General features: G+C 45.0%; 20 protein-coding genes and 2 pseudogenes. 10 read left to right on the forward strand and 12 right to left on the reverse strand.

Annotated features, from left to right (window positions below):
• Nucleotides 1-61 precede the first annotated feature (61 nt).
• The 3 genes from MP3633_RS15400 to MP3633_RS15410 form a co-directional block, all read right to left on the reverse strand.
• Nucleotides 62-1,054 carry a FecR domain-containing protein gene (locus MP3633_RS15400; protein WP_176336182.1) on the reverse strand — a complete coding sequence of 331 codons (993 nt, stop codon included), beginning with the start codon at nucleotides 1,052-1,054 and terminating at the stop codon, nucleotides 62-64.
• Between the two features lie 12 nt (nucleotides 1,055-1,066).
• Nucleotides 1,067-1,597 (reverse strand): sigma-70 family RNA polymerase sigma factor, encoded by a 531-nt coding sequence (locus tag MP3633_RS15405; protein WP_244959684.1) that lies wholly within the window; start codon nucleotides 1,595-1,597, stop codon nucleotides 1,067-1,069.
• A 101-nt stretch (nucleotides 1,598-1,698) separates the two neighbouring features.
• A complete protein-coding gene (locus MP3633_RS15410; RefSeq protein WP_176336183.1) occupies nucleotides 1,699-2,364 on the reverse strand; it encodes a glutathione S-transferase family protein in 666 nt (221 codons plus the stop codon).
• 347 nt (nucleotides 2,365-2,711) lie between these two features.
• Between MP3633_RS15410 and MP3633_RS15415 the strand changes: the two genes are divergently transcribed.
• The 7 genes and pseudogenes from MP3633_RS15415 to MP3633_RS15445 form a co-directional block, all read left to right on the forward strand.
• Entirely contained in the window at nucleotides 2,712-3,461 is a 750-nt protein-coding gene (locus MP3633_RS15415; RefSeq protein WP_176336184.1) for a DUF6597 domain-containing transcriptional factor, read from the forward strand.
• Between the two features lie 123 nt (nucleotides 3,462-3,584).
• On the forward strand, nucleotides 3,585-4,571 hold the full coding sequence (locus MP3633_RS15420; RefSeq protein WP_176336185.1) for an iron-siderophore ABC transporter substrate-binding protein: 987 nt from the start codon (nucleotides 3,585-3,587) through the stop codon (nucleotides 4,569-4,571).
• Nucleotides 4,568-5,587 carry a FecCD family ABC transporter permease gene (locus MP3633_RS15425; RefSeq protein ID WP_176336186.1) on the forward strand — a complete coding sequence of 340 codons (1,020 nt, stop codon included), beginning with the start codon at nucleotides 4,568-4,570 and terminating at the stop codon, nucleotides 5,585-5,587. Before MP3633_RS15420 ends, MP3633_RS15425 begins: the two co-directional genes overlap by 4 nt.
• Entirely contained in the window at nucleotides 5,587-6,627 is a 1,041-nt protein-coding gene (locus tag MP3633_RS15430) for a FecCD family ABC transporter permease (RefSeq protein WP_176336836.1), read from the forward strand. Before MP3633_RS15425 ends, MP3633_RS15430 begins: the two co-directional genes overlap by 1 nt.
• Nucleotides 6,624-7,433: an ABC transporter ATP-binding protein gene (locus MP3633_RS15435; protein WP_176336187.1), complete on the forward strand. Its 810-nt coding sequence runs from the start codon at nucleotides 6,624-6,626 to the stop codon at nucleotides 7,431-7,433. The genes MP3633_RS15430 and MP3633_RS15435 overlap by 4 nt, the downstream gene beginning before the upstream one ends.
• Before the next feature lie 126 nt (nucleotides 7,434-7,559).
• Nucleotides 7,560-9,611 carry a TonB-dependent siderophore receptor gene (locus MP3633_RS15440; RefSeq protein ID WP_176336188.1) on the forward strand — a complete coding sequence of 684 codons (2,052 nt, stop codon included), beginning with the start codon at nucleotides 7,560-7,562 and terminating at the stop codon, nucleotides 9,609-9,611.
• Nucleotides 9,612-9,654: 43 nt separating this feature from the next.
• Nucleotides 9,655-10,561: pseudogene (locus tag MP3633_RS15445) on the forward strand (transposase); the annotation flags it as partial.
• A gap of 36 nt (nucleotides 10,562-10,597) precedes the next feature.
• On the opposite strand, the gene MP3633_RS15450 reads toward MP3633_RS15445, so the two are convergent.
• The 5 genes and pseudogenes from MP3633_RS15450 to MP3633_RS15465 all read right to left on the reverse strand — a co-directional run bounded on the left by MP3633_RS15450 (nucleotide 10,598) and on the right by MP3633_RS15465 (nucleotide 16,256).
• On the reverse strand, nucleotides 10,598-11,398 hold the full coding sequence (locus tag MP3633_RS15450) for a M48 family metallopeptidase (RefSeq protein ID WP_176336189.1): 801 nt from the start codon (nucleotides 11,396-11,398) through the stop codon (nucleotides 10,598-10,600).
• A 27-nt stretch (nucleotides 11,399-11,425) separates the two neighbouring features.
• Nucleotides 11,426-14,389, reverse strand: a complete 2,964-nt coding sequence (locus MP3633_RS15455) for a type I restriction endonuclease subunit R (RefSeq protein ID WP_217909017.1) — start codon at nucleotides 14,387-14,389, stop codon at nucleotides 11,426-11,428.
• Between the two features lie 67 nt (nucleotides 14,390-14,456).
• A pseudogene (locus MP3633_RS19080) lies at nucleotides 14,457-14,753 on the reverse strand (hypothetical protein); the annotation flags it as partial.
• A 10-nt stretch (nucleotides 14,754-14,763) separates the two neighbouring features.
• Nucleotides 14,764-15,999, reverse strand: a complete 1,236-nt coding sequence (locus MP3633_RS15460) for a type II toxin-antitoxin system HipA family toxin (protein WP_176336190.1) — start codon at nucleotides 15,997-15,999, stop codon at nucleotides 14,764-14,766.
• On the reverse strand, nucleotides 15,999-16,256 hold the full coding sequence (locus tag MP3633_RS15465) for a helix-turn-helix domain-containing protein (RefSeq protein ID WP_176336191.1): 258 nt from the start codon (nucleotides 16,254-16,256) through the stop codon (nucleotides 15,999-16,001). The genes MP3633_RS15460 and MP3633_RS15465 overlap by 1 nt, the downstream gene beginning before the upstream one ends.
• A gap of 338 nt (nucleotides 16,257-16,594) precedes the next feature.
• Here MP3633_RS15465 and MP3633_RS15470 point away from each other — a divergent pair, with 338 nt between their 5' ends.
• From MP3633_RS15470 to MP3633_RS15480, 3 genes are all read left to right on the forward strand, one after another.
• On the forward strand, nucleotides 16,595-17,362 hold the full coding sequence (locus MP3633_RS15470) for an IucA/IucC family C-terminal-domain containing protein (protein ID WP_342356101.1): 768 nt from the start codon (nucleotides 16,595-16,597) through the stop codon (nucleotides 17,360-17,362).
• 73 nt (nucleotides 17,363-17,435) lie between these two features.
• Nucleotides 17,436-18,032 (forward strand): RraA family protein, encoded by a 597-nt coding sequence (locus tag MP3633_RS15475; protein WP_176336192.1) that lies wholly within the window; start codon nucleotides 17,436-17,438, stop codon nucleotides 18,030-18,032.
• A 97-nt stretch (nucleotides 18,033-18,129) separates the two neighbouring features.
• Nucleotides 18,130-20,250, forward strand: coding sequence for a TonB-dependent receptor (locus MP3633_RS15480; RefSeq protein ID WP_176336193.1), 2,121 nt, complete (start codon nucleotides 18,130-18,132; stop codon nucleotides 20,248-20,250).
• A gap of 26 nt (nucleotides 20,251-20,276) precedes the next feature.
• Here the strand turns inward: MP3633_RS15480 and MP3633_RS15485 are convergent, their stop codons facing one another.
• From MP3633_RS15485 to MP3633_RS15500, 4 genes are read right to left on the reverse strand one after another with little or no spacing between them, the layout of a single operon-like run.
• Nucleotides 20,277-21,071 carry an IucA/IucC family C-terminal-domain containing protein gene (locus MP3633_RS15485; protein ID WP_176336194.1) on the reverse strand — a complete coding sequence of 265 codons (795 nt, stop codon included), beginning with the start codon at nucleotides 21,069-21,071 and terminating at the stop codon, nucleotides 20,277-20,279.
• The gene (locus MP3633_RS15490) at nucleotides 21,064-21,894 is read right to left on the reverse strand and encodes an ABC transporter ATP-binding protein (RefSeq protein WP_176336195.1); all 831 of its coding nucleotides are present in this window, start codon (nucleotides 21,892-21,894) and stop codon (nucleotides 21,064-21,066) included. Before MP3633_RS15490 ends, MP3633_RS15485 begins: the two co-directional genes overlap by 8 nt.
• A gap of 30 nt (nucleotides 21,895-21,924) precedes the next feature.
• Nucleotides 21,925-22,956 (reverse strand): FecCD family ABC transporter permease, encoded by a 1,032-nt coding sequence (locus tag MP3633_RS15495; protein WP_176336196.1) that lies wholly within the window; start codon nucleotides 22,954-22,956, stop codon nucleotides 21,925-21,927.
• Nucleotides 22,949-23,896, reverse strand: coding sequence for a FecCD family ABC transporter permease (locus MP3633_RS15500; protein WP_342356102.1), 948 nt, complete (start codon nucleotides 23,894-23,896; stop codon nucleotides 22,949-22,951). Before MP3633_RS15500 ends, MP3633_RS15495 begins: the two co-directional genes overlap by 8 nt.
• Nucleotides 23,897-23,908 lie beyond the last annotated feature (12 nt).

Below are 23,908 nucleotides of genomic sequence, written 5' to 3' on the forward strand. Positions count from 1 at the left end.
CCGAGTGAGGGTTTGAAAAGGGGACATAAAAAGAAAAACTATTTTCATTTTCTTATAAGATCTAGACGGCAGAAATACTTGTCCACCAAGGCAAGACACGCTTAACCTGAATAGGAAACGCATTTTCGAGCATATCAAACACCAAGTTGGCGTCTTGAGTTGGATACGTACCAATCACCCGAAGCGCAGCAATACTCGGGTCAAGATTAATGTAACCATGACGATAGCGCCCAATCTCAGCTATAAAATCGGATAATGCCATATCATCAACGATCAACAGTCCCCGAGTCCAAGACTCATGAATCGCTAAAACAGGCTGTATCCTGCCAATCGATTGATTGTCAAAAACCACTTCTTCGCCCGCTTTCACTTCTTTCGTCTGACGAGACATCAGTGGAGCCAATGACACTGTCCCTTCATAAACCGCCAAAATAGCACGTTGATTTGAAAGGTGACGTAAGCAAAAACGTGTCTTGCTGGTTGCGGCTTTCATAACAGCTTGCTGACAAGTAACACTGAACGGTCGACCATTCACTTGACCGTCAGTCTCAAATAACGCCTCACCTTCCACCAAAGCAATCGGTCGAAGAGTAGACGAGTTAGCACGATTCATCGCACTCTTCGTATTGAGCCAAACTTTCGTACCATCAGCCAATGCAAAATGACTCACTTCACCGACAGAGGTGTGAAAATCAGCCGTCCAAGACGCCACCATCGAAGGTAAAGGTGTCTGTTCCCATCCAAACCAACCTATAGACGCCACACCAGCGATGCTCATTACCCCTTTCATCATTTGTCGACGACTAATATCTCTAGAGCGACTGGTGTCTAAAACACGTCCTGCAGATTGCTGTAGATTATTACCTTGGAAAGAGGTGAACATCACGCCGACAGATTCAACCTGCTGCCATGCCTTAAGGTGTTCTGCGTCGCTTTCAAGCCAATTTCGCCAACCTTCACGATCAATATTCGAAACGGACTCATCAGACAAAACAGCAAACCATTCAGACGCTTCTTCTAAATGGTGAAAATTTGAAGGTTTAGGGGATGTCATAAAATTGGCAGTCTATTGATCAGATTGAAGTAAAACACATTGCAACATGGCTTGAGCCATATAGCGCTTAACCATACGCTCAGAAACAGACAAACGTTCAGCGATTTCTCGGTATGTTAAACCATGGACTTGGGAAAAAATTAGTGTATTCGCCACTTTTTTGGGGAGCTTTGCGATCATAGCATCGAGCTCGCAAAGTAGCTCAATCATGGACGCAGAATGCTCAGCAGAAGGCGCATAGTCTTCTTCTCTATGCGCCAAAGATTCCAACCAAGCTTGCTCTACTTGTCGTCTTCGCCAATGATCAATATACAAGCCTTTCGCGATGGTACTTAGGAATGCTCTCGCTTCCCCCATACGCATAAAAGAGCTTGGTTTTTTCAATAATCGAACAAACGTGTCTTGAGTCAAATCTGCCGCTGACTCATCACACCCTAATTTTCTACGAATCCATCCTGTTAACCATTGATGATGCTCTTCATACAAATCGCCAACTTCCTGCGTCGCTCGCTGTTCAGGATTCATCGATCGAAAATACATCATTTCTTCTCAAGTGTTTAAAGTGCGTACAAAAATACAGTAAATGAGAATCAATATCAAATAAAAAACACCTAGCGTCTATGCCTTTACGTAAACCATCATAATCACAAGGTCATAAAAACACCGCCTTTGGCGACCGCTTTTTGATACGCAGGCTGCGCTTCGACTTGCTTGATAAAGCGTGCAATATTCGGAAACTCGGACAAATCCATCCGTGTACTGGATGCTTGTAGCGGGAAACTCATTTGAATATCGGCAGCGGTTAATTCCTCACCAACGAACCACGTATGCTCACCCAGTGTTTTTTCAATAAACTGCATTTGTGGCTTAATGCGCGGCAAAATGAATTTTTCTTGAACTTTACCCGTAATGGCTTTGGCAATCGGTTTAATAAAAAAGGGCATTGGACTTTTAGGAACCTTCATCATCACTAACTTCATCACCAATAACGGCATCAAAGAACCTTCGGCGAAGTGCAGCCAATAACGGTAATCCAACAACGCCTGACCATCGATCGGTCTCAAACGCTTTTCCGTATCATAGCGATCTAACAAATACTCGATAATCGCACCTGACTCAGCCACGGTTAATTCACCATCGGTAATCACCGGAGATTTGCCTAGCGGGTGTATCTTTTTAAGGGACTCTGGCGCGGCAGCGGAATCTGGATCTCGCTTGTATTCAACAATGCCATAGTCCAAGCCAAGCTCTTCTAATAACCATAAAATACGCTGAGACCGAGAGTTGTCTAAATGATGTACGGTAATCATATTGCCTCCTTGTTACTTTATCTGAAATGAACGAACACGATGATTTAATGTAGCGACACTTATACGCTGCAAAGTGAATAAAAGATGACATAGCAATCATCTAATTTACACCTAAAACAACCAAACAATCATAGTCGATAGAACCAGCCCACTATACGAACCCAGATTGATTGAAGGTAGAACATCTTTTTTTAATCCTTATAATGTCCACTTCAATTGCAAGCCGCAATTTACTATCGCATCGCTAAAATGACAGTATGCCGCCCCTTTTTTGATACTTAATTTAAGCGCCATAGAAGAATATCTAGCGTACAACTAACATTTACTCAGACTATTATGGTTAAACGATGAAAGATACTATTCAACTTACTTCGTTAGAGCCAAGTAAAAACTTGTCTCCATTCATTGAAAGTTTTTGGATGATTGAAAACCCGAGCGATGAAGATGAAGAGTTGTCGACTTTCCCAGATGGCGGCATTGATTTATATTTTTTCCATAGCGCTGAGTATCCTCTTCACATTTCACTTGTTGGACTAGAAACAAGCGCGAAAGTCGGTACGATGCCCAGCCACTCAATACTGCTTGGCGCTCGCTTAAAAATATTAGCCGCTGAATATTTATTAGACATGCCCGTCGCAGATATCCTCAACGATCGCATCACACTCGACAACGGTTTTGCCGGTATTAACCCAGATGACCTGCAGTGCTTTAATACATTTTGTGAAAAGTTAAGCCTTTATTTTTCTTCACAATTAACCGCACCGATCGACCCTCGCAAGAAAATAATGTCCGAGCTGATTTATCGCTCTAAAGGCGCGGTTACAGTGACCAAAATAGCAAAATCGGCCAATTGGAGCAGTCGCCAAATCAATCGTTACTTTAATAAATGGCTCGGTTTAGCCTTAAAAAGTTACTGCGACATTTTACGTTTTCGCAATAGCTTCGACTCTCTGAAAATGGGTGAGCTGTTTCCAAAAGAGGGTTTCAACGATCAATCCCACTACATTAAGTTGATCAAAAAATATTCCCACCTTACTCCTAAGCAATTAGCTCAAGATGAAAACGACCGATTTGTACAATTATATTCTCAAGATTAGCTCTATCATCTATTCCGCTTTATATTCGATTACCAGATACCTTTTCATAAAAAGCTAGCGTCGCTTTGTGCTTATTGGCACGACCGCTCCTATTAAGTTTAATTTGTGTGGCATAAAACCATAATGAAGATGATTATCATTAGCGCTTTTATTTTTATCTCTTTTTGCAATTCTTGGGCAGCGGAAGACACGCAATTTCCGATTACGATTGAACACGCCTTCGGTTCGTCCGTTATTATGCAAAAACCTAAACGCGTCGCTACAGTGGCTTGGGCCAATCACGAAGTGCCATTAGCGTTAGGCATCGTACCTGTTGGTTTTGCTGCCGCCACCTTTGGCGACGATAATGGTGATGGTGTATTGCCTTGGGTGGCCGACCAACTCAACACCTTGAACGCCAAAACGCCGGTGTTGTTTGATGAAGGGGACGGGGTCGATTTTGAAGCCGTCGCCGCCACACAACCCGATGTGATTTTGGCCGCTTATTCAGGTTTAAGCCAATCCGATTACGACACACTAAGCATGATCGCTCCGGTTGTGGCGTTCCCAAACAAGCCTTGGTCGACAAACTGGCGCAGTATGATTCGCATTAATAGTGCGGGGTTGGGTATGGCAAAAGAGGGAGAAACGCTCATTGCCCACATTGAGACTCAAATCGCCGAACGGGTCGCTCACTACCCTGAGTTGAAAGGTAAATCCGCCATGTTCATCACGCACCTCGATCCAACGGATTTGAGTGTTATACGCTTTTACAGTGCCAACGATGCCCGCGTGAGTTTCTTTGATGACTTAGGCCTTCAATCTCCCCCGAGCGTAAAAAATATCAGTCGTGATGGTCAATATTCTGGCGAAAGCAGCATTGAACAAATAGATGAATTTAACGATGTCGATATTTTTGTCACTTATGGCAATAAGCAATTATTGACGCCTTTAACCACTAATCCACTCATGTCGAAAATGCGCGCCATTAGAAGTGGCGCTATTGTCATGCTCGGCAACAGTCAAATAGCCACTGCGGCGAATCCTACGCCATTGTCGATATCTTGGGTACTGGATGATTATCTTGACGCCCTTGCCGCCGCGGCACGTAAAGCGGAATCGACACAATGAACAAAGTCACTCGATTCAAAGAAAGCTCGATAACGCGACCTGCCGCACTGTTTTGCCTGATCGTAGTCTTGATCGCTTTGTGCTTTTCATCGATTGCCATCGGTACCCGAAACGTGTCTTGGCAAGAAATCTTCGGCGCGCTTCAAGGGCAAATGAACACCATGGGCGAAGCATCAGTCGCTATGCGTATCCCTCGTACAGTTCTAGCCGTCATTGCAGGCAGTGCACTGGGGTTATCTGGCGCCATAATGCAAAGCGTGACTCGCAATCCGTTGGCGGATCCCGGCATTTTGGGTGTCAATGTTGGCGCCGCTTTCTTTGTTGTCATCGGATTGGCTTGGTTCGGCATAAATCAACTACAAAGCTATGTCTGGATCGCCATTTTGGGCGCAGGCATAACCGCCATATTTGTGTATTTCATCAGTTCAATGGGCTATGGAAAATCAACACCGCTCAAATTCGCTCTCGCAGGTGCCGCCACGTCGGCAGCGCTGTCTTCTTTTACTGTCGCGGTGGTATTACCCAGAAACGACATTGCGGGCGGCGTGAATTCTTGGCAGATAGGCGGTGTCGGCGGCGCCACATTTGACAGCATACAGCTTGTTCTGCCCTTTCTTATCGTTGGCGTTTTACTGAGTGCGTTTGTTGCAAGAAAGCTCAACTCGCTGGCGCTGGGAGACGACATTGCCGCGGGATTGGGGGAAAACGTCGCTTGGATACGCGGCATGGCATGGTTATCGGCGGTGTTATTGTGTGGCGCAACGACCGCCATTTGCGGCCCCATTGGTTTTGTCGGTTTGGTTGTGCCTCATTTATGCCGTTTGCTCGTCGGCGTCGATAATCGCTGGTTGTTGATTTTTTCCGCCTTAGGCGGCGCGTGTTTATTACTCATCGCCGATGTGGTTGGACGCATTGCATCAAGGCCAAGTGAGTTGTCCGTCGGTGTGGTGACAGCGTTTGTTGGCGCGCCCTTTTTTATCTGGATTGTACGTCGCCAGCGCGTGAAGGAGCTATGATGAGCAACCTAGATAACACCTTATCTCGCGTGCAATATGGCCGTAAACATCGCTCAATTCGATGGATTCGCCTTGTTGTCATTCTGTGCATTCTTGTCTCGGTCGCTTTTTCCATTACCTTGGTTCTGGGCCAATCCTTCACGCCGCCAAACGATGTATTGAATGTGCTACTTGGTGACGATGTACCAGGCGCCTCTTTTGTCGTCGGTCACCTGCGTCTGCCACGAGCGGTTATTTCCCTTCTGGTCGGTATGAGTTTTGGCATGGCTGGTGTGGCGTTTCAAATCATGTTGAGAAATCCACTCGCCAGTCCCGACATCATCGGTGTGAGCTCTGGCGCGACCGCCGCAGCGGTGTTCGCCATTATTGTGCTGAATATGGATGGTGCGAGCGTGGCGTTTTTTTCCATTACGATCGGTTTGCTAGTTGCCATGACCATCTACGCTTTGTCTTATCGTAATGGCGCCACGGGAACACGACTCATTTTAATCGGTATCGGTGTCTCCGCTATGATCGAAAGCTTTATTGTCTATTTGCTGTCGCAAGCTCAATCATGGGATCGACAAGAAGCCATTCGCTGGTTAAGTGGCAGTGTCAATTCCGCGCAATTAGATCAAGCGCTGCCATTGCTCATCTCATTATTAATATTTGGTGGTTTTTTACTGAGCCGAAGCCGTGATCTGGACACCTTACGAATGGGCGACGATACGGCGCAATCGCTCGGTGTGCGAGTCGGTATGACGCGAATTACCGTCATTATCGCTTCTGTGGGACTCATTGCAGTCGGTGTTGCCATCACTGGCCCCATCGCTTTTGTGGCTTTTTTGTCTGGTCCCATCGCCATGAGACTCATCAAAAACAATGGTTCTATCATCCTTCCTGCTGGTCTTATTGGCGCTTGCTTGGTTTTGTCTGGCGATTATATTGGACAATTTTTGCTGCCTAGCCGCTACCCGGTTGGTGTTATTACCGGTGCATTAGGCGCGCCTTATCTTATTTATCTCATCATTCGGGTGAATCGCAAAGGAGGCTCACTATGACACTTAACCATCAGTTCATCGTGGATCATCTTGATGCCGGATATGGCGATAAAACCATCCTTGATAATATCAACATAGAAATACTGGCGGGTCAGATCACGTCCATTATCGGCGCAAACGCCTGTGGAAAATCCACGTTATTACGTACTATGTCTCGCTTAATCTCGCCCTCTCAAGGTCAGGTTTTACTCGATGGAAAATCCATACATAAGATGCCAACACGGCAGTTAGCTCAAACGCTTGGTCTGCTGCCTCAGTCACCGATTGCACCAGAAGGCATCACGGTTGGCGATCTGGTTAGCCGAGGACGACACCCTCATCACGGTTTCATGTCCCGCTGGAATAAAACGGACGATGAAGCCATCGCCAAAGCGCTAGACACCACCAAAACCACAGAACTAATAGATCGAGAAATAGACGAACTGTCGGGCGGACAACGTCAGCGTGTGTGGATCGCCATGGCGCTCGCACAAGAAACTGAGATTTTACTGCTGGATGAACCGACAACCTTTCTCGATGTCACCCACCAAATGGAAGTATTAGATCTGCTGATTGATTTAAATCAAAGCCAAGGCACCACCATCGTATTGGTCTTGCATGATTTAAACCTAGCGTCACGTTATTCAGACCAACTCATCGCCATGCGACAAGGCCGCATACACGCTTATGGAACGCCGAAAAATGTCATCACAGAAGACGTCATTCAGTCAGTTTTCGGTCTGCACAATCAAATAATGCTCGACCCTCTTTCCGGCCGCCCGATGGTACTGCCAATCGGGCGTCACAAAATCACCAAAACCACTTAAGAAAACAGAAGGCTTTAACCAGACAAAAAGCACTTGGGGAAATTCAATTCATTAACATTATCAATAACCATTAACAACAGCATTTCTATATCGATTTGTGGAATAATTCACTATGAGGAACCTAAAATGAAGAAAAAAAGCACCCTGCCTTTAACACTAAAGCAAAACCACTATGCCAAGACCGCGCTTTTCTGCTGCTCAATCATAACGCCTATCATTGGCTACGCAGACACAGAAGGAGAAACCGAAGCGTTTCGACTGTCTCCAATTATCGTTAACGATCAAATATTAGCGGACGACGATTCCAACTCCGTCGTTGCCAAAGAGCTCTGGGGCGGCGGCAAAGTCGCCACCAGTATTTTGGACACGCCCGCTTCTGTGTCAGTGATCACAGAAAAAGAAATCCAACAGCGCAACGCCAGCACAACAGAAGAAGTCCTTGAATACACACCGGGCACCGTGACGGGTTACTACAGTACAGATGACCGAAATGACTACTTCCAAATTCGCGGTTTTAGTGCCACAACCTATCGTGATGGACTAACGCTTGGCTCTATGAGGGGCATTAGAGAAGACGCTTATGCTTTCGAACGCGTTGAGGTAATTCGCGGTGCGAACTCCACTTTGTTTGGTCCTGCAGACCCAGGTGGATCCATCAACTTTGTCAGTAAACAGCCAAAATTTGATGAATTCGGAAATGCCTACGTCACCTATGGCTCCAACGATCACAAAGAAGTTGGCATCGATGTTGGCAATACACTAAATGAAAACGAAACACTGGCGTATCGATTAACAGGCAAAGTGAAAGACAGCGACCGAGAATACGATTATTCGAAAGACGATTCGCAATTTATTATGGGCGGCCTTTCTTGGGAACCTAATGACGATACCAGAGCTAACTTGATCGTTGACTATCTAAAAACCGATTCCTCACCGAACAGCGGCGGTTACCCTGCGGGCAAAGAATACGACAGCAGCATACTCTATGGCGAACCGGATTATAATTCCCATGATGTGGAGCGCACCAATATCAGTGCACACATTACCCACAACCTTGATAACAACTTCAAAGTCATTTCGAATTTAAGATACAGTGATGCCGAAGACAGTTTTGGTTATTTGTACTTAAGTAAATATTCTTCAGACACATCTGGAACGACTATGGGTCGTGACTACTATGGCCAAAATTCCAAGCTGGAACAGTTTAATGGCAATTTACTAGGACAATACGACATAAGCTTTGATCGTCTCGACAGCAGCACAGTATTTGGCATCGAGTATCAAGATTCGACAACCGATTCCACTTCCTACTATGGAAGTGCTTCGAGCATTGATATTGATAACCCAGTTTATTCTGGTGCCCCTACAAACATACCGGTTTACGGCAACACACAAAGCGATTACCAGACGAAAGCTCTGTTGATTCAGCAAAACTTCGCACTAGATGACAAATACATCCTTACCCTTGGCGCACGACACGACGACATTGATGTTGATCAATTAAACTATTTAACAGAGACAAAATCGTCCAATGATTTTTCAGAAGACACGTTCCGCTCGGCATTCACATACAAATTAAGCGATGAAGTCTCTGCTTACATTAGCCAAGTCGAATCCGTAGCGCCACCATCGGCGACGAGTACAAAAATTGTCCGCGGTGAGCAACTTGAAATCGGAGCAAAGTATTCTCCAAACAATATGAATGCGCTATTTTCTGTTGCTATTTACGATCTTGAAAAAAGCAATGTAGAAACCGCGTCTTTCCAAAGTAGCGGTATTGTTCGTGAAGTGATTGGTAAAAACCAAGTCAAAGGTATTGATCTAGAAGCAAGAGCGGAATTAACAGAGAGCTTAAGCATCTCAGGTGGTTACTCATATATGGAGCCAAAAATCACTGAAGATGATAACTACGAGGGTAATACCATCTCATACACGCCAAAACATTCTGCTTCTGTATGGGGCCATTACACACTTCCACGTCAAGACATGTCTGTAGGGTTAGGCGCTCGTTACATCGGCTCCTACTACTTTAGCAATAGCAATGATGCCAAAAGTGAAGCCGCTGTGATCGTTGACGCCTCTTTTGGTTATGACATGACAAAAGCCACTCAACTTTCTATGAACATCAGCAATTTGTTTGGCAAAGAATACGTTGCGGGTATGGACCGCTTTTTGTAGACATCTCATAGCTATATAATAATAGGTAAAGATGAGGTGAATTATGAGTGGGAAACGCTATACCGAAGAGTTCAAAATTGAAGCCGTTAAACAAGTAACAGAGCGTGGTTATAAGATTGCTGAAGTGGCTGAGCGACTTGGCGTTAGTTACAAAAGTATGCATGATTGGATTGCTCGATACCGCAAACCTGAAGCAAGTCGAAAAGCGGAAGATTCCGCTCAGTCAGAGATCCAACGGCTCAAAGCGGAGCTTCAGCGGGTGACCGAAGAGAGGGACATTCTAAAGGAGGCCGCCGTGTACTTTGCCGGGGAGTCAAAGAAAAGTACACGTTCGCCAAAATCCTGACTCAACGAACTAATTCCCTGTGTTGTCTTATGACCGAACACTGCAAGTCCATGGGAGCGGTTTTTAGCGGCTGGACCGCTAAAAGTCGACGAGAACGCAGAAATGACCAATTGCCGTTGGGGTAAATACATTGGCTTGAGAGTGGTTGTGTTTACGGCTACCTGTCACCAAAGACCTAAAGAAAAGGAGAAGGTAGGATTTGTGGAAAGAATTGATCGTAGGGTGGTCAATGAGATCCAAGAGCAACAGCGAGGTCGGTTATTGATGCTTTACTCATGCTATTTGGCGGCGACGTCCCACAAAGAACTGGTGCACTCCACAAGGCGCTCAATATACCTCGAAAGATTGGCAAGGCATAGCAAAGATAATAATCACGGAAGCCCAGTATGAGCCGTCGTGGTAATTGCCATGATAATGCCGTTGCGGAAAGCTTTTTCTCATTTTAAAAAAAGAAAGAGTACACCATCGAACCTATCAAGCAGAAGCGATATGGTTCGTTGGGAATTTTGATTATATCGGTGCTGCCCCGCCAATCAAAAAGCGACACCATGGATCCAATGATGGATTATCGCCACTGCAATATGAAAGCTTATTTTACAGACGTAGAAACTGTCTAGGAAACTGGGTCCATACCATATTACTATTCATTCAAGTACAGTTCCGCCATGCTATCCAAACGATTTTTCACTTCTTTCCAGTTCGGCATAACTTGGGTTAACAAACGCCAAAAGCGCTCGCTGTGGTTGTGTTCAGCAATGTGACAAAGTTCGTGCAAAATTACGTAATCGATACAGTCTTTTGGCGCTTTGATGAGGTGAGGATTAAGCAAAAGCGAGCCACGTGCCGAGCAACTGCCCCATTGTTTTTGCATGGGCAACACTCGAAAAAACGGTACGCCTTTGACCCATTGTGTTTCGGGCAATAATTGCATCAAACGCTCTTGAAACACCCTTTCTGCATTCGCTTGATACCAGTGCGTGACCAGTGCTTTCACACGAGCGGTTTTGTGTTCATCAAACTGACTTAACGTCACTAACAACTTGCCTCGCGTCATCTTGATCTTTGGCCCTGTGGCGTAGTCTTCCACCACTTTTAATACATAGCGCTTGCCAAGATAAAATTGCATCTCGCCGCTGACATAGTCTTTGGGCTGAACAAATTCCTGTTGGCTGCGACACGCGACCAAGGCATCCCAAATCCATTTTGCACGCTTAATCACGGCTTCATGAATCGCCTCGTTGGTGGCATCATCCGGCGCGATCACTTGCACCTCGCCAGAGGGAGAAACGCGAAGGGTAATTTTACGTTTGTTTGTCGTCGCACTTTCTTGTTTTTCAACCAAAGGCCGTTTTTTACGAATCACCTCGTAGGCAATAGCGTCGTCGCCATAGACAAAGCTGTATTCTTCACTATCGCGTTCATTAGAATGAATGGCAGTCATAAAAAGGCTTTCATAAAATAATTAACCTTAATGAGACGAACGTCTAAGGCGATTGTTTTGTGTCACATCCGTGATCAAACTTTCGGTTTTTTGCATACCTAATTCCTGATACAAAACAGGCAGCAGACCAAGTCGAATTTGGTTTTCCATCTCATGAGGGTTAATCGAATATTCCGCTACGGCTTTATGCACTACTTGATCTATCTTTAACGCATATTCAATGCCTTTATCTTCGTTAAACGGCAACGCATTTGGATCGGCATCAGCAAACAAACCCAGCATCAAACCATAGTAAATTTGCACATTGCCACGCACATACGAATCGAGCTGGCGGATTTTCTCTAGCGGAATCCCCGCCACATTACGTTCTTTTAGCTGCTCTTCTAAATCCGCAAACAGCATATATTGCTTAATCGGCGCATCAAACATGGCGCTGGCCTTTTCGATGGCCTCTTTTAACAGCTTGGAGAAATATTCCTGAGCGTAAGGATCATCCGCCAGCTCTTGCTCTATTTGTCGGGTCATGCGCCCAGTAATGGCGTCTTTTTTATTACGTGCTTCGGCGCCTGTCATCGGTACAGGTTGGCTATTGTTACCCAAATCCCCGACCCAATACGCGCCTTTTGATTCACGAATTTCTACTCCGCCAATATGCTTATCCAGCAAGGCTCGAATGTCCTCTTCGTATTGATCGTAATCGATGGTTTCTTCTGCCGCTGCACGTACTTTCTGACGTAAGTCCGTCATGTTTTTCAGGGTTTGCTTATACAGCGCCCGTTTGTCATCAAAGCGTTCATCCTCAAAATACCCCGCCGATTGCAACGCCACCTTCATGCAACGAGCAAACGCCGACAAGGCCGCATAAAAATCATCACGTTTTTTTAAATTCACATCGGTTAGCTGACCATCAATATTTTCGATTTTAACCGCCAACGCCAGGCCTAATGCAGTGAGGTCACTCTTATTCTGAACCGAATCAAAAAATGACCACAAGGTCGCGTACAAGCTCGGCAGTTTTTTGTACTCGGTCTCCATGGCGCTGTACAAGCCCTTGAGATCGTCAATATCAAAGCCCGCTTGCGTGCGCTTAGCAAGATCCTGATACTTCTCAATTGTGGTGTCTAATTCTGTCAACACTCCACGATAATCGATCAAATAGCCAAAATCTTTGTCTTTGTATAAGCGATTCACTCGCGCAATCGCTTGAATCAAGCTATGTTGTTTCAACGGTTTATCAATGTACAAAACCGTATTTTTCGGCTCATCAAAGCCCGTCAGCAGCTTATCCACCACGATCATAATGTCTGGGCCGTCGTCCTCAGAAAACGCTTTAATAATCTGCTTGGTGTAGGTTTTCTCGTCCTGATTAACGACGTTGTTTTTCCACCAGTTTTGTACGATGTCCGTACTTTCTTTATCGACTTCACAATGGCCTTCTCGCGTGTCTGGCGCCGACATCGCCACCACAGAAGTCACTTTACCAATCTCATCCAACAACACTTTATAGCGAATTGCCGAGGCTTTGGAATCACATGCCAATTGCCCTTTTAAACCACGATGTTTGAAGTTTTGAAAATGGTCCGAAATATCATGAGCGATCAATTCTAAGCGACCGTGAGTTTGATAAATCTGCCCTTGCTGAGCAAACTTACGTTTTAAGTCCGCGCGTTGTTTGTCGGTCAGCGTATCGGTAATGCGATCAAACCAAGCGTCAATGGCTTTGTCATTGGGGCTGAGTTCTGCTTTGCGTTCTTCGTACAACAACGGCGTAACCGTTTTGTCTTCCACCGCTTGTTGCATGGTGTAGGAATGAATAATCTTGCCGAACTTGTTTTCAGTTTTATCGTCTTGCAACAAAGGCGTACCGGTAAAGGCCACAAACGCCGCTTTGGGCAAGGTTTGGCGCATGCGAATATTGTTTTCGCCATTCTGGCTGCGGTGTCCTTCGTCCACCAGCACGATGATATCTGGGCTGTCGTTATAGCATTCCGGCAACGCCACCGCGGTGCCAAATTTATTAATAATAGAAAAGATAATCCGCTCGTTGCCCCTGCCAATTTGCTGAGCAAGGCGCGCGCCATTGGTCGCCATCGCCTTGGACTGATCTTTCGTCGACAAAGCCCCGCCTGACATAAAGGTTTGCGATAACTGATTTTCCAAATCCACCCGGTCAGTCACCACAATCACCCGACACTTCGCCAGCTCAGGCAACCAGATCAACGCCTTGGAGAGAAACACCATGGTAAAGGATTTGCCAGAGCCCGTGGTATGCCAGATCACGCCGCCGTTACGAGCGCCTTGGCGTTTCGCATTAACAACGCCACCCTCTTCCACGCCATCATCAAAGGTGGTGATGCGTTCTACCAAGGCTTTAATACCAAACACTTGCTGATAACGCGCCACAATGCGCCCGTTCTTTTTGTCGAACAAGCTAAACAAACGCGTCATTTCCAGCAATCTGTCATGGCGCAACAAAGACACCAAAAGACGATCCTGATCCGTTACCAACAAATCCCCACCCGCGATCAAAGCAAGATAGGTTTCTCGCGTTTTGCTCGGTCGATGATCGAACAAGGCATCTAGCTTGGCTGGCGAAAGCGGCGTGTTCTTCAGGCGTGAAAATGTCACCTCAGTGATCTCTTCTTCTTTCCACTTCGCCCAGAACTTGTCTTTCGTGCCACAGGTGCCGTACAAACCATCATCGCCATTAATCGATAACAACAACTGGCTGTAGGCAAACAAATGCGGAATTTGATCTTGAGCTTGGTTACGAATGCTTTGCGAGACGCCTTCCAGCACCGAGGATTTCCCAGCCTTAGCTTTCCCTTTTTGGCTGGACACTGGACGCTTCGCCTCGATCACCACCCAAGGCAAGCCATTCACAAAACACACAATATCGGGGATACATTTGCCCGTGCCATGGGTGTTTTCCACTGTCAGCTCTTCGGTAAAATGGTATTCGTTGTTGGCGGGCGTTTGCCAATCGATCATTTGAATGGTTGGGCTGTGTTTTTTTACCGTCGATAAACTCCGTCACCGTGATGCCATAGGTTAACGCATCGTAGAGTTTTTCATTGGCGGCGCTTAAGCCTTCGTTCATGGCAGGGTTGGCAAGCTGATGAACGATCTTATCAATCGATTCCTCTGACAAACTCCGAAGCTTGCCCAAATAGGAAAAACGCTGCTTGGCTAATACCTCACGAAGAACGTGTGGCAAAATCACCACAGAGGATTTCCCCCGCTGCGCCAAACAAGCACTTGGGGGAATAAACTCGTAACCCAAATTGCTCAACAGCGTCAGCGCGGGAATCTTCGAGCTGTGTTCTTCATTGGTATTGAGGCTTTCACCAGCCATGCGTCCTGCCTTATTCAAACTTACGTTTTTTATCGTGTCGGAAATCTACACTTATCGCTTGTCGATTCATGCCTATCGCCACCGATTTTTCAATAGAGTCTTTCAAACCGGCCAACAAAGCCACTTCGTTAGAAATAGCCAGATACTCTAAAATGCCTTGGGCCGTGCTATCAATAATGTCTTTGGCATCGCGAATTCGAAACAAAGCCGAATCAGCCAACCCCAGCAAGGTTTTATAATCAGGAAAAACATGACTCTTTGCCAGCTTTAACGCCATTTTATCGTCAATGGTCTGATACATAACCGTATGAGTGATATCAAACGGTGGCGCGACAAAAATACGCGTCATGTCTGGTGTGTATTGCAGGGCAAAATTTTTCAGATGCGCGTCACCATTGCCAATAAGACAATTAAAAACAATATAGCGATACATTTTACGTACTTCATCAAGGCTATTAGTGTACATAAACGTCGCTTTCAACAGCGCTTCGTAGCTGCCATTGTATTTTGCGTCTGGCGAGTTGGGCTTTCTCAGCAAGGTGGTAAAATCTTCGTAGCCCAAACTCTCGCCATTGGGTTTATCAAAACGCTCAACCACAAACGTATCTAAGTTTTCTGACAAATAGGTGTTAGGCGGCGCCAAACCACAAAATCTTGCCGCTTCCATACAAACAAATTCATTCACTGTTAACAGCGTAAACTCAGCATCAAACGATTTAACGATCAGATCTTTCTGCTGTAAGGTTCGCCCCGTCGATAAGCTGGCGTTCGGAATACTCACCTTAGGCTGCACACCGGCCAAACTATTGCGTAGATAATATTTTTCCAATAACTGCGGAAACAAAGGCTGCTTTCCCTGATACTGCAAAATATCATCCAAACCTACTGGTTCCAGCTCGGGCAACGCCAACTCGCTACGATAAGACAAGCGACCAATGCCATTCTCGCCTTGCAGCGCTAACAAATACATATCGTCAACCCGAGCATAACGCGCCAGCTTTTCCGCAATGAAACGGCGATTAAATCCTTCGGGAAGATTTTGAGAAAAAATAGGATGCAAGGTACCAGAAGAATAGCCGTCCAAACTTGGCTTGGTCATAGTCAGAGAAACAAAACGCTCTGTTTGACTAGGTTGATAATGATGCCTAGACGCATTGGTCAGCAAACCAAGCTCGTGACCTTCCGCGCAAACCGTGAGTTTGTCGATGCTATGGGGGAAAACAATAGACTCAGTGTCAGCGGACATCAGTCATCCTCCGCAAACAAGGATTCTATCTCGTCCCATTGGGGTAATTGGTGTTTTTTGGGGGTGACTTCTAAGGTTAAGCCGACCGCGTCTAGGTAGCGTTCGAGAATATCTAACGAGCCAGTGAAACGGCCGTTTTCAATCAAGGACAAAGTCGATTTATTCACGCCTGTTTGTTCTGCTATTTGCTTTTGCGTTTTTTTCAGCGCTTTGCGGGCTGCGCAAATTTGCTCGCCGATCTGCTCTCGATTTGCCATTCTGCCATCCAAAACCATGACTAACACATAGAAAATTTTGTTATATAGCGAACAATATAGTTTAAATAGAAAAAGGTTGCTATATAACAAACAAATTAGACAGTTTAGCGCTTCTTCTGAATCATCACTAAGGTCCATCCATGACACCTTGCTTTGATAGTAACGAACATTTAAAACTGCCAATGGCGATTTACTCGCTTGGGGCATCTCGTTACCTCCCCGCCGTTAAAATGATAAACAGTGGCTAAAGTGAAAAACTGTTACAGCAAAGCAAAACACTGGATCGCACGCTTGAGGAAAAACTGTTCCTTTGTGAAGAAGATAAATGGTGGGCATTTATGCCACCAGAGGCAACCTTGTTTGATGACGCACCACGGCATTTATCGGCGATGATCCGCACCTACCCTAACTCGCTATTAAAAAATCCAGACATTCGCATTATGCCAATGGCGGCATTGGGAACACCACTTCACGACTCCAAAGATCATTTCTTTGATGAATGGTTATCCTATCGAAACCTTAGCCAAACAAAAGAATCAGTTCTCATGCTTTTCAAAGAACTGGCCTCTTGTTTCTTTGATGTGAACCTACGTATGTTCCGAATAGGAATGCTTGGAGAAGCACACGGACAAAATGCTGTTTTCGTATGGAACAAAGGGCAAGCACACGGTCTACTACTTCGCGATCATGATTCTTTAAGAATCTATGTGCCATGGTTAGAAGCTCATGGGATGACGGCCCCCAATTATTGTATCAAGCCTGGGCATGCCAATACTCTCTATCATGACCGACCAGAAGACCTATTATTTTGGCTACAAACACTCGCTATTCAAGTCAATATGCGCTCGATTATCGACACCTTGAGCCTCACATATAATATTAAAAATAACGAACTTTGGCAGGTGATGGGCTCTGAAATTCAACAGCTTATCAAACACATCGAATTTTCTGATGACACTCGAAAGATGCTAATTCATGAGCTATTTGAATGTGAAAGTTGGCCACAAAAACACCTTTTATCTCCCATGATAGATCGCGCAGGTGGACCTGGCAGTATGCCTTTTGGTAAAGGAACCGTCGTTAATCCATTTAGACAATCTTCCTAAATCCCTTCTATTCACGACTAATGTGCGTCCTGACTGTTATCAAGAGGCGCACAATTTTCTTTTGGACTATCAGATGAAAGACGTATTTCACAACATTTCTACTTCGACATTGGGCCATTTAACGGACACTGGCTATTTGAGCGACATTAAATCACAAGTACCTAATCAAAAAATGGTAGGCCGCATTGTTACCGCTAGAATATACCCACCTGATGCAGGAATACTCAGAGAAGCGCTAATTAAAGCCCAAGCTGGAGATGCTCTTGCTATTGAGTGCGCAGTCAATGATCACTATGCCTGCTGGGGAGAGTTGAGAAATTTGGCAGCACAAATTAAAAAGCTTGCTGGTGTTATCATTGCCGGAAACATTACTGATATTTCGGCGCTACGATCCCAACCCTTTCCCATCTTTGCCCGAGGAGTGAGCGCACTCACCACCCGCACCAGAACAAATGCTCAAAGCGGAGAAATTAATATACCCGTTACTCTCTCAGGCGTGATTGTTAAACCAGGTGATATTGCCATTGGTGATGACGATGGGCTCTTCGTATTTTCTGAAAATTATGCAAATGAGGTTCTCAAATTAGCGCAAATAAAGGAAAGACAAGATCGAGTAAAGCGAAAAGAATTATTATCAAAGCTTATACCTCCCTCCTCTAAAGCAGTGTAAATATTGTAGAAGGAAATCAAAAACTATAAATAATAATGATTATCGATTGCGCTATTGTTACTATATCTTTTCACTAATTCGAAAAGGGGTTAATTGCATGTCACCGCGAATCAACTATACAGCCACATTTTTACTACCTTTCACTTTGGGCACCTCCCAAATAGCCTTTGCAGATGTTAATACTAATTCAGTGGACTTAGACCCGCTGATTATTCAAACAAGTCGAACCAATACCAAACAAGAAGACAGCCCTCAGGTCGTGACCGTCATCTCTCGCAAACAAATAGAAGAGCAACTGTCTATTACCAGCGACAGTTCTCAGGTGTTGTCCAATCTTTTACCAGCGTATGCTCCGAATACTCAAAAGCTTAATAATAGTAGTCAGACGTTTCGTGGACGTTCTGTTTTATACATGATTGATGGCGTGCCACAGTCCAACCCCATTCGAGAAGGCAGTCGATCTGCTCATACCATTGACCTTTCTATGGTGGAACGCATCGAAGTCATCCATGGAGCCACTGCGGTTCATGGCTTAGGGGCAACTGGCGGTATTATTAACTTCATCACCAAATCAACACGTTCAAACTCATTGAAACAACACGTCGATGTTCAAATGACGACGCCAACGGATAAAGTAAGCAGTGACACTCTTGCTTATAAAATTGGTTATCAAGCAGAAGGTTCACAAGGCAATTTCGATTACCTTGTTGGTTTAACCAACGAAGTGCAAGGCATGTATCTCGATGCTGACGGCAACTATGTTGGTTCAGCAACGGTTCGTGGCGACATAATGGATTCAAAAAGCCATGATATTTTCGTCAAGCTTGGCTATTGGCTTACCGATGAAAAAAGACTGGAACTTGAAGTAAACAAGTACGAAATGAAAGGACGCATGAACTTTACTGGAGTCGATGGTGACAGGGAAAATGGTGTCGCAACCAGCTCCATAAAAGGCACGCCACCAAACGGTGTAGCCCCTTATAACGATGTACAAACCACTAGCCTTTTCTACACCGACAGCGACCTTGATGGTATGGAATTTAAGGCGCAGGTTTTTCATCAAGATTTTGAAGGTCGTTATGGCGCAACAAATTCCGGAAGCTTTCAAGATACTAGCATTGCACCAAGTGGCACGCTTTACGATCAAAGCCAAAACCAATCTGAAAAAATTGGCGCTAAATTCAGCCTCACAAAAGATGACCTTCTCGATCATGATTTGAGCATTACGACAGGGTTAGACTTACTTCAAGATACCACTAGCCAAACATTGGTATTAACGAATCGTGTTTACGTGCCAGAAACGGAATACACCAACTACGCCCCATTTATTCAGTTTGAATATAAGCCAATTGAACGCTTAGTTCTGCAAGCAGGTGCTCGTTATGAACATGCAAAATTAAATGTCGATACTTATCAGACAGTGGCCGCTAATAACAGTGTAACAGTAGATGGCGGCACTCCGAGCTTTGACGAGACAGTTTACAATGCGGGTGCCGTTTTCAAAATTACGCCTATTGTTAGTGTGTTTGCCAACTATTCACAGGGCTTTGGTATGCCTGATGTTGGCCGCGTACTTCGCGGCGTTAAAACCACCGATCAAGATGTTGATACACTGATAGATCTATCTCCTATCATGACCGATAACTATGAAGTGGGCTTACGTGTAAACCGCCATCCATACGATTTTGAATTAAGTTATTACGAATCTGATTCGGACCTCGGTAGCCGTATTGTTGAGGTTAATGACCTCTACGTTGTTAAACGCGAGAAGAAAGAGATTCAAGGTGCAGAAGCCTCTTTAGGGTTTCAGCTAAACAAAGAGCACAAATTACAAGCCAGCTATTCATACATTCAAGGTAAGTCAGATACCGATGATGACGGAAAAGTCGATACCAAACTGACTGGAGCGGATATTCCGCCTAACCGCTTAGTGGCATCGTGGAACGCACATTGGAATGAGAAGCTGTCTTCTTTATTACAAGTCAGCCATGCCTTCAGTCGCAGTTTTGATGATGACGAACTAAAGTTTGATAGTTACACTCTAGTCGACGCATCCGTTGGTTATAAACTTCCAGTTGGTAAAATGAGTGTCGCAGTAGCTAACCTATTTAACGAAGACTACTTCACCTATTATTCTCAGGCAGCCTACGCTAACGACAGTTTCTACTTCAAAGGCCGAGGTCGTACTGTGACACTTGCTTATGGTTTAGATTTCTAACAAACCGACCGAATCTAACTCTTCTCTTATTTTTTTCGAGAAGAGTTAGGTTTCTTTAGAGGCAAAGGACAGGATCCGCAATACACTGGCGGCTCAGTGGCTTGATAGTAAAAACAACAGGTACGTCGAACTCGAATAGGATTTTCTGATAAGGTAGTTAACTGCTTATCTCGATAAAAAACCGTCAGTGGATTTTCGTTTAAACCGAACAATTCCGTCGTACTCTTATCAAGCAGGTATGCATAATCCGCTTGAGCTTTTGACTCCATTTCCTCAGAAACACTCACTAATATACGTTGCTCATAAATACTAAACACACGCACAGCAATGTTTTCCCAAAGAATGCGTTTCGACACTTTTGTTAAAGCGTAGAATTGCTCCACCAATAACGTTAAATTTCCTGCAAACACTTGGTTTAGCACTGCTTCTCGCCAACGATTTCGATTATCAGACCAGCTTGTAACAGACGCATTCTTTAACGGCATTTTTGATAACCACAATCTATTTTCTAACGGGTATTCAAAAACACAGTTAGCTAATGAACCGTTCAATCCTTTATCAAAACCAGACATGGCATAAAGTACTGGCGCTAGCGTCAGAAAAGCCATGCGTTTCATCACTAACGATGCCGTGACTTTAAGGTTTTCTGCGCCAAGTTCTGGCATGATTTTTTGAAGTGTTTCTAAGCACAATGCTGTATCCAACAGCTTGCTCGAATCGATGGAAAGTGGCTCATTCTGTTGGTAAGACTTAAGTCCAAATGCCGCTAACACCTTCCATTCTTCAGGCAGAAGTACTAGCTCACTATCTCGCTCAACCATGTTTAACGGCCTGAAAATCAAGCTTGCGCCCTTTTCCATAAGGGATACACATTGGCGTGCCAAATAGGGGATCAGTGCTAATATAACACTCCATATCAAACACGGCTTTTACCATATCATGATCTAATATTGTTTCTGGTGCGCCTTGGCAAAATACAGTGCCGTCTTTAATAACAATCATTTTATGAGCATACCGAGCAGCAAGATTCAAATCATGCAACACCATCAAAATGGTCGTTTTCTGAGTCGCATTCAGCTCAAATAACAAATCTAAGATTTCGATTTGATGGGTCAAATCTAAATAGGTCGTTGGCTCGTCTAATAATAAAATATCGGTGTCTTGTGCTAAGGCCATGGCAATCCAAGCTCGTTGCCTCTGACCACCCGATAAAGCATCTACGGAACGATCAGCAAACTCAGTCATATTGGTGTCTTGCAAGGCTTTATGCACTAATCGTTCGTCGTCCTTTGTCCAGCTCTGTAACCAGTTCTGATGTGGGTAACGGCCTTGTCGAACCAATTGTTCAACTGTTAACCCTTCTGGTGCTAAAGGTCCTTGAGGTAAAATAGCAAGCTTGCGAGCGACATCCTTTCCAGACAAGGAATGAATATCTGCGCCATTCAGCAGAACCTGTCCAGTCAACGGTTTCAACAAACGAGCAAACGATTTCAGCAAAGTAGACTTACCACAACCATTACCGCCCACCAGCACCGATATTCTATTTGGCTCAATGACTAAGTCTAACGCTTCTACAATGATTTTTTGTTCATACCCGAGCGACAGAGCAACACACTCTAATGGCTTATTTTCAGACAGACTCATCGTTAAAAAATCCCAATATTGCTCACCGACTTAAAAGCGCTGTCGATAGAGTAAATAAATAAAAAATGGCGCACCGATCGCAGACACAAACACACCAGCGGGAATATCCAAAGGTTGGAATAACAAGCGACCACAAAGATCTGCCAGCATAACCAAGCAAGCACCAACCAATGCAGATATTGGTAATAAAAGAGCAAAGCTCCGCGTGACAAAACGTCGAGCAATATGGGGGGCAATCAAGCCGACAAAGCCCACCGCGCCAGCATAAGCAATGGCTGGTGCCGCCATCACGACACTTAAAAAAAGTAACGACAAACGCAATTTTTGCACCGATATACCAAGCCCTGTTGCAACTTGATCCCCCAATTCTTGCGTGTTCACCCGACGCGCTAAATACAACGCCAAAGGCCAAGAGACTAGCAACCACGGCAATAAGGCTTTTACCTCAACCCAACTAGCACCATACACACTGCCTGTTAGCCAGATATAAGCAGTAATGCTGGTAGAGAGTGGACTCGCTGCAATCACAAAAGTCGTCACCGCCCCCATCGCTGAGGAAACACCAATACCAACTAACACCAATCGCATTGGTGTTACACCACTATTCCAAGCAAGTACATAAATTAACAACGCTGCCAACAAAGCCCCAGAGATGGCGAAAATAGGCAACCAGACAATCCCCATTGCTGTCGCGAAAAAAGATAAAAAACACACCGCTGCGGCTGAAGCGCCGCCCGTAATACCTATGATATCTGGTGATGCCAGTGGGTTTCGTATCATAGACTGCAGCACCAATCCAGACGATGCCAGAGCAGCGCCCACCATGGCGGCCATCAACACTCTTGGCAAACGCAAAATCTCGACGACAAACAATGAACTCTGATCACCTCGTCCAAACAGCGCCAGTATCACCTGCGGCAACGCAATAAACTCCTCACCTAAACACAGGGAAAGCAAAATAATCGACAGAAAAAAGACAAAGATAATGAGCATCGACCACAAAGAACGAACAGGGGTCGAAAACGAAAAAAAACGATGACGAACACTAAGCAACTTATTCACGCTTACCCCCTTTTCGAGCCAAATAAATAAAGAAAGGCGCGCCCAAAATTGCCGTCGTCACACCAATAGGCACCTCTTCTGGCATAATAATAAAACGACTAATCAAGTCAGCACACAGCAATAGAGTCGCTCCCCACAACGCACTCAACGGAATAAGCCACTTATGATCATAACCAATCAAAGACCTCACCATGTGAGGCACCATCAAACCGATAAAGCCAATATTCCCGCCCAACGCTACCGCTCCCCCAGCCAAGCCAATAACCAGAATACTCAGCACCACTTTAATCAATAACGTGTTTTGGCCTAAACCTTTGGCAATATCATCTCCCGATAACAGAATATTTATGTGTGGTGCGGCCAGCATTGCAAATGTAATACCCACCACAAAATACGGAACAAGTGGAACCACCAATGCCAAATCACGCCCAGAGACAGAGCCGGCAACCCAAAACAAAACACCGTCTAACCCTTCTTGCCCCATGACCAGTATGCCTTGGGTAAAAGCCATAAACAGTGCCGAGATCGCCGCTCCGGACAACACAATGCGAACAGGGGATAAGCCGTCTTTCCCTGAACTACCCAGTCCATAAACCAAGGCACCAGCCACACTCGCCCCCAAAAAAGCCAGCCACAAAAAAGTATTCAGGGAAGTAACTGAAAAGAGAGTCGAAAACAAAACAATGGAAAATACCGCCCCCGCGTTGACGCCAAAAATAGACGGAGAGGCTAGCGGATTACGCGTTAATGCTTGCATCAAAACACCTGAAACAGCTAAAGCCGCCCCCACTAAGCAAGCAACAAGAGCACGAGATAAACGCGTAGTGCGAATAATAATGTGGTCAATTGATTGAGGATCAAACGCCCAAAATGCAGTCCAGACCGATTTATTTGAAATGACATATTGCCCGTAAGCAATACTCCCTAATAAAGAGAGCATAAGGCATATAAT

It is taken from the genome of Marinomonas primoryensis (genome assembly GCF_013372285.1).
GTDB lineage: Bacteria > Pseudomonadota > Gammaproteobacteria > Pseudomonadales > Marinomonadaceae > Marinomonas > Marinomonas primoryensis.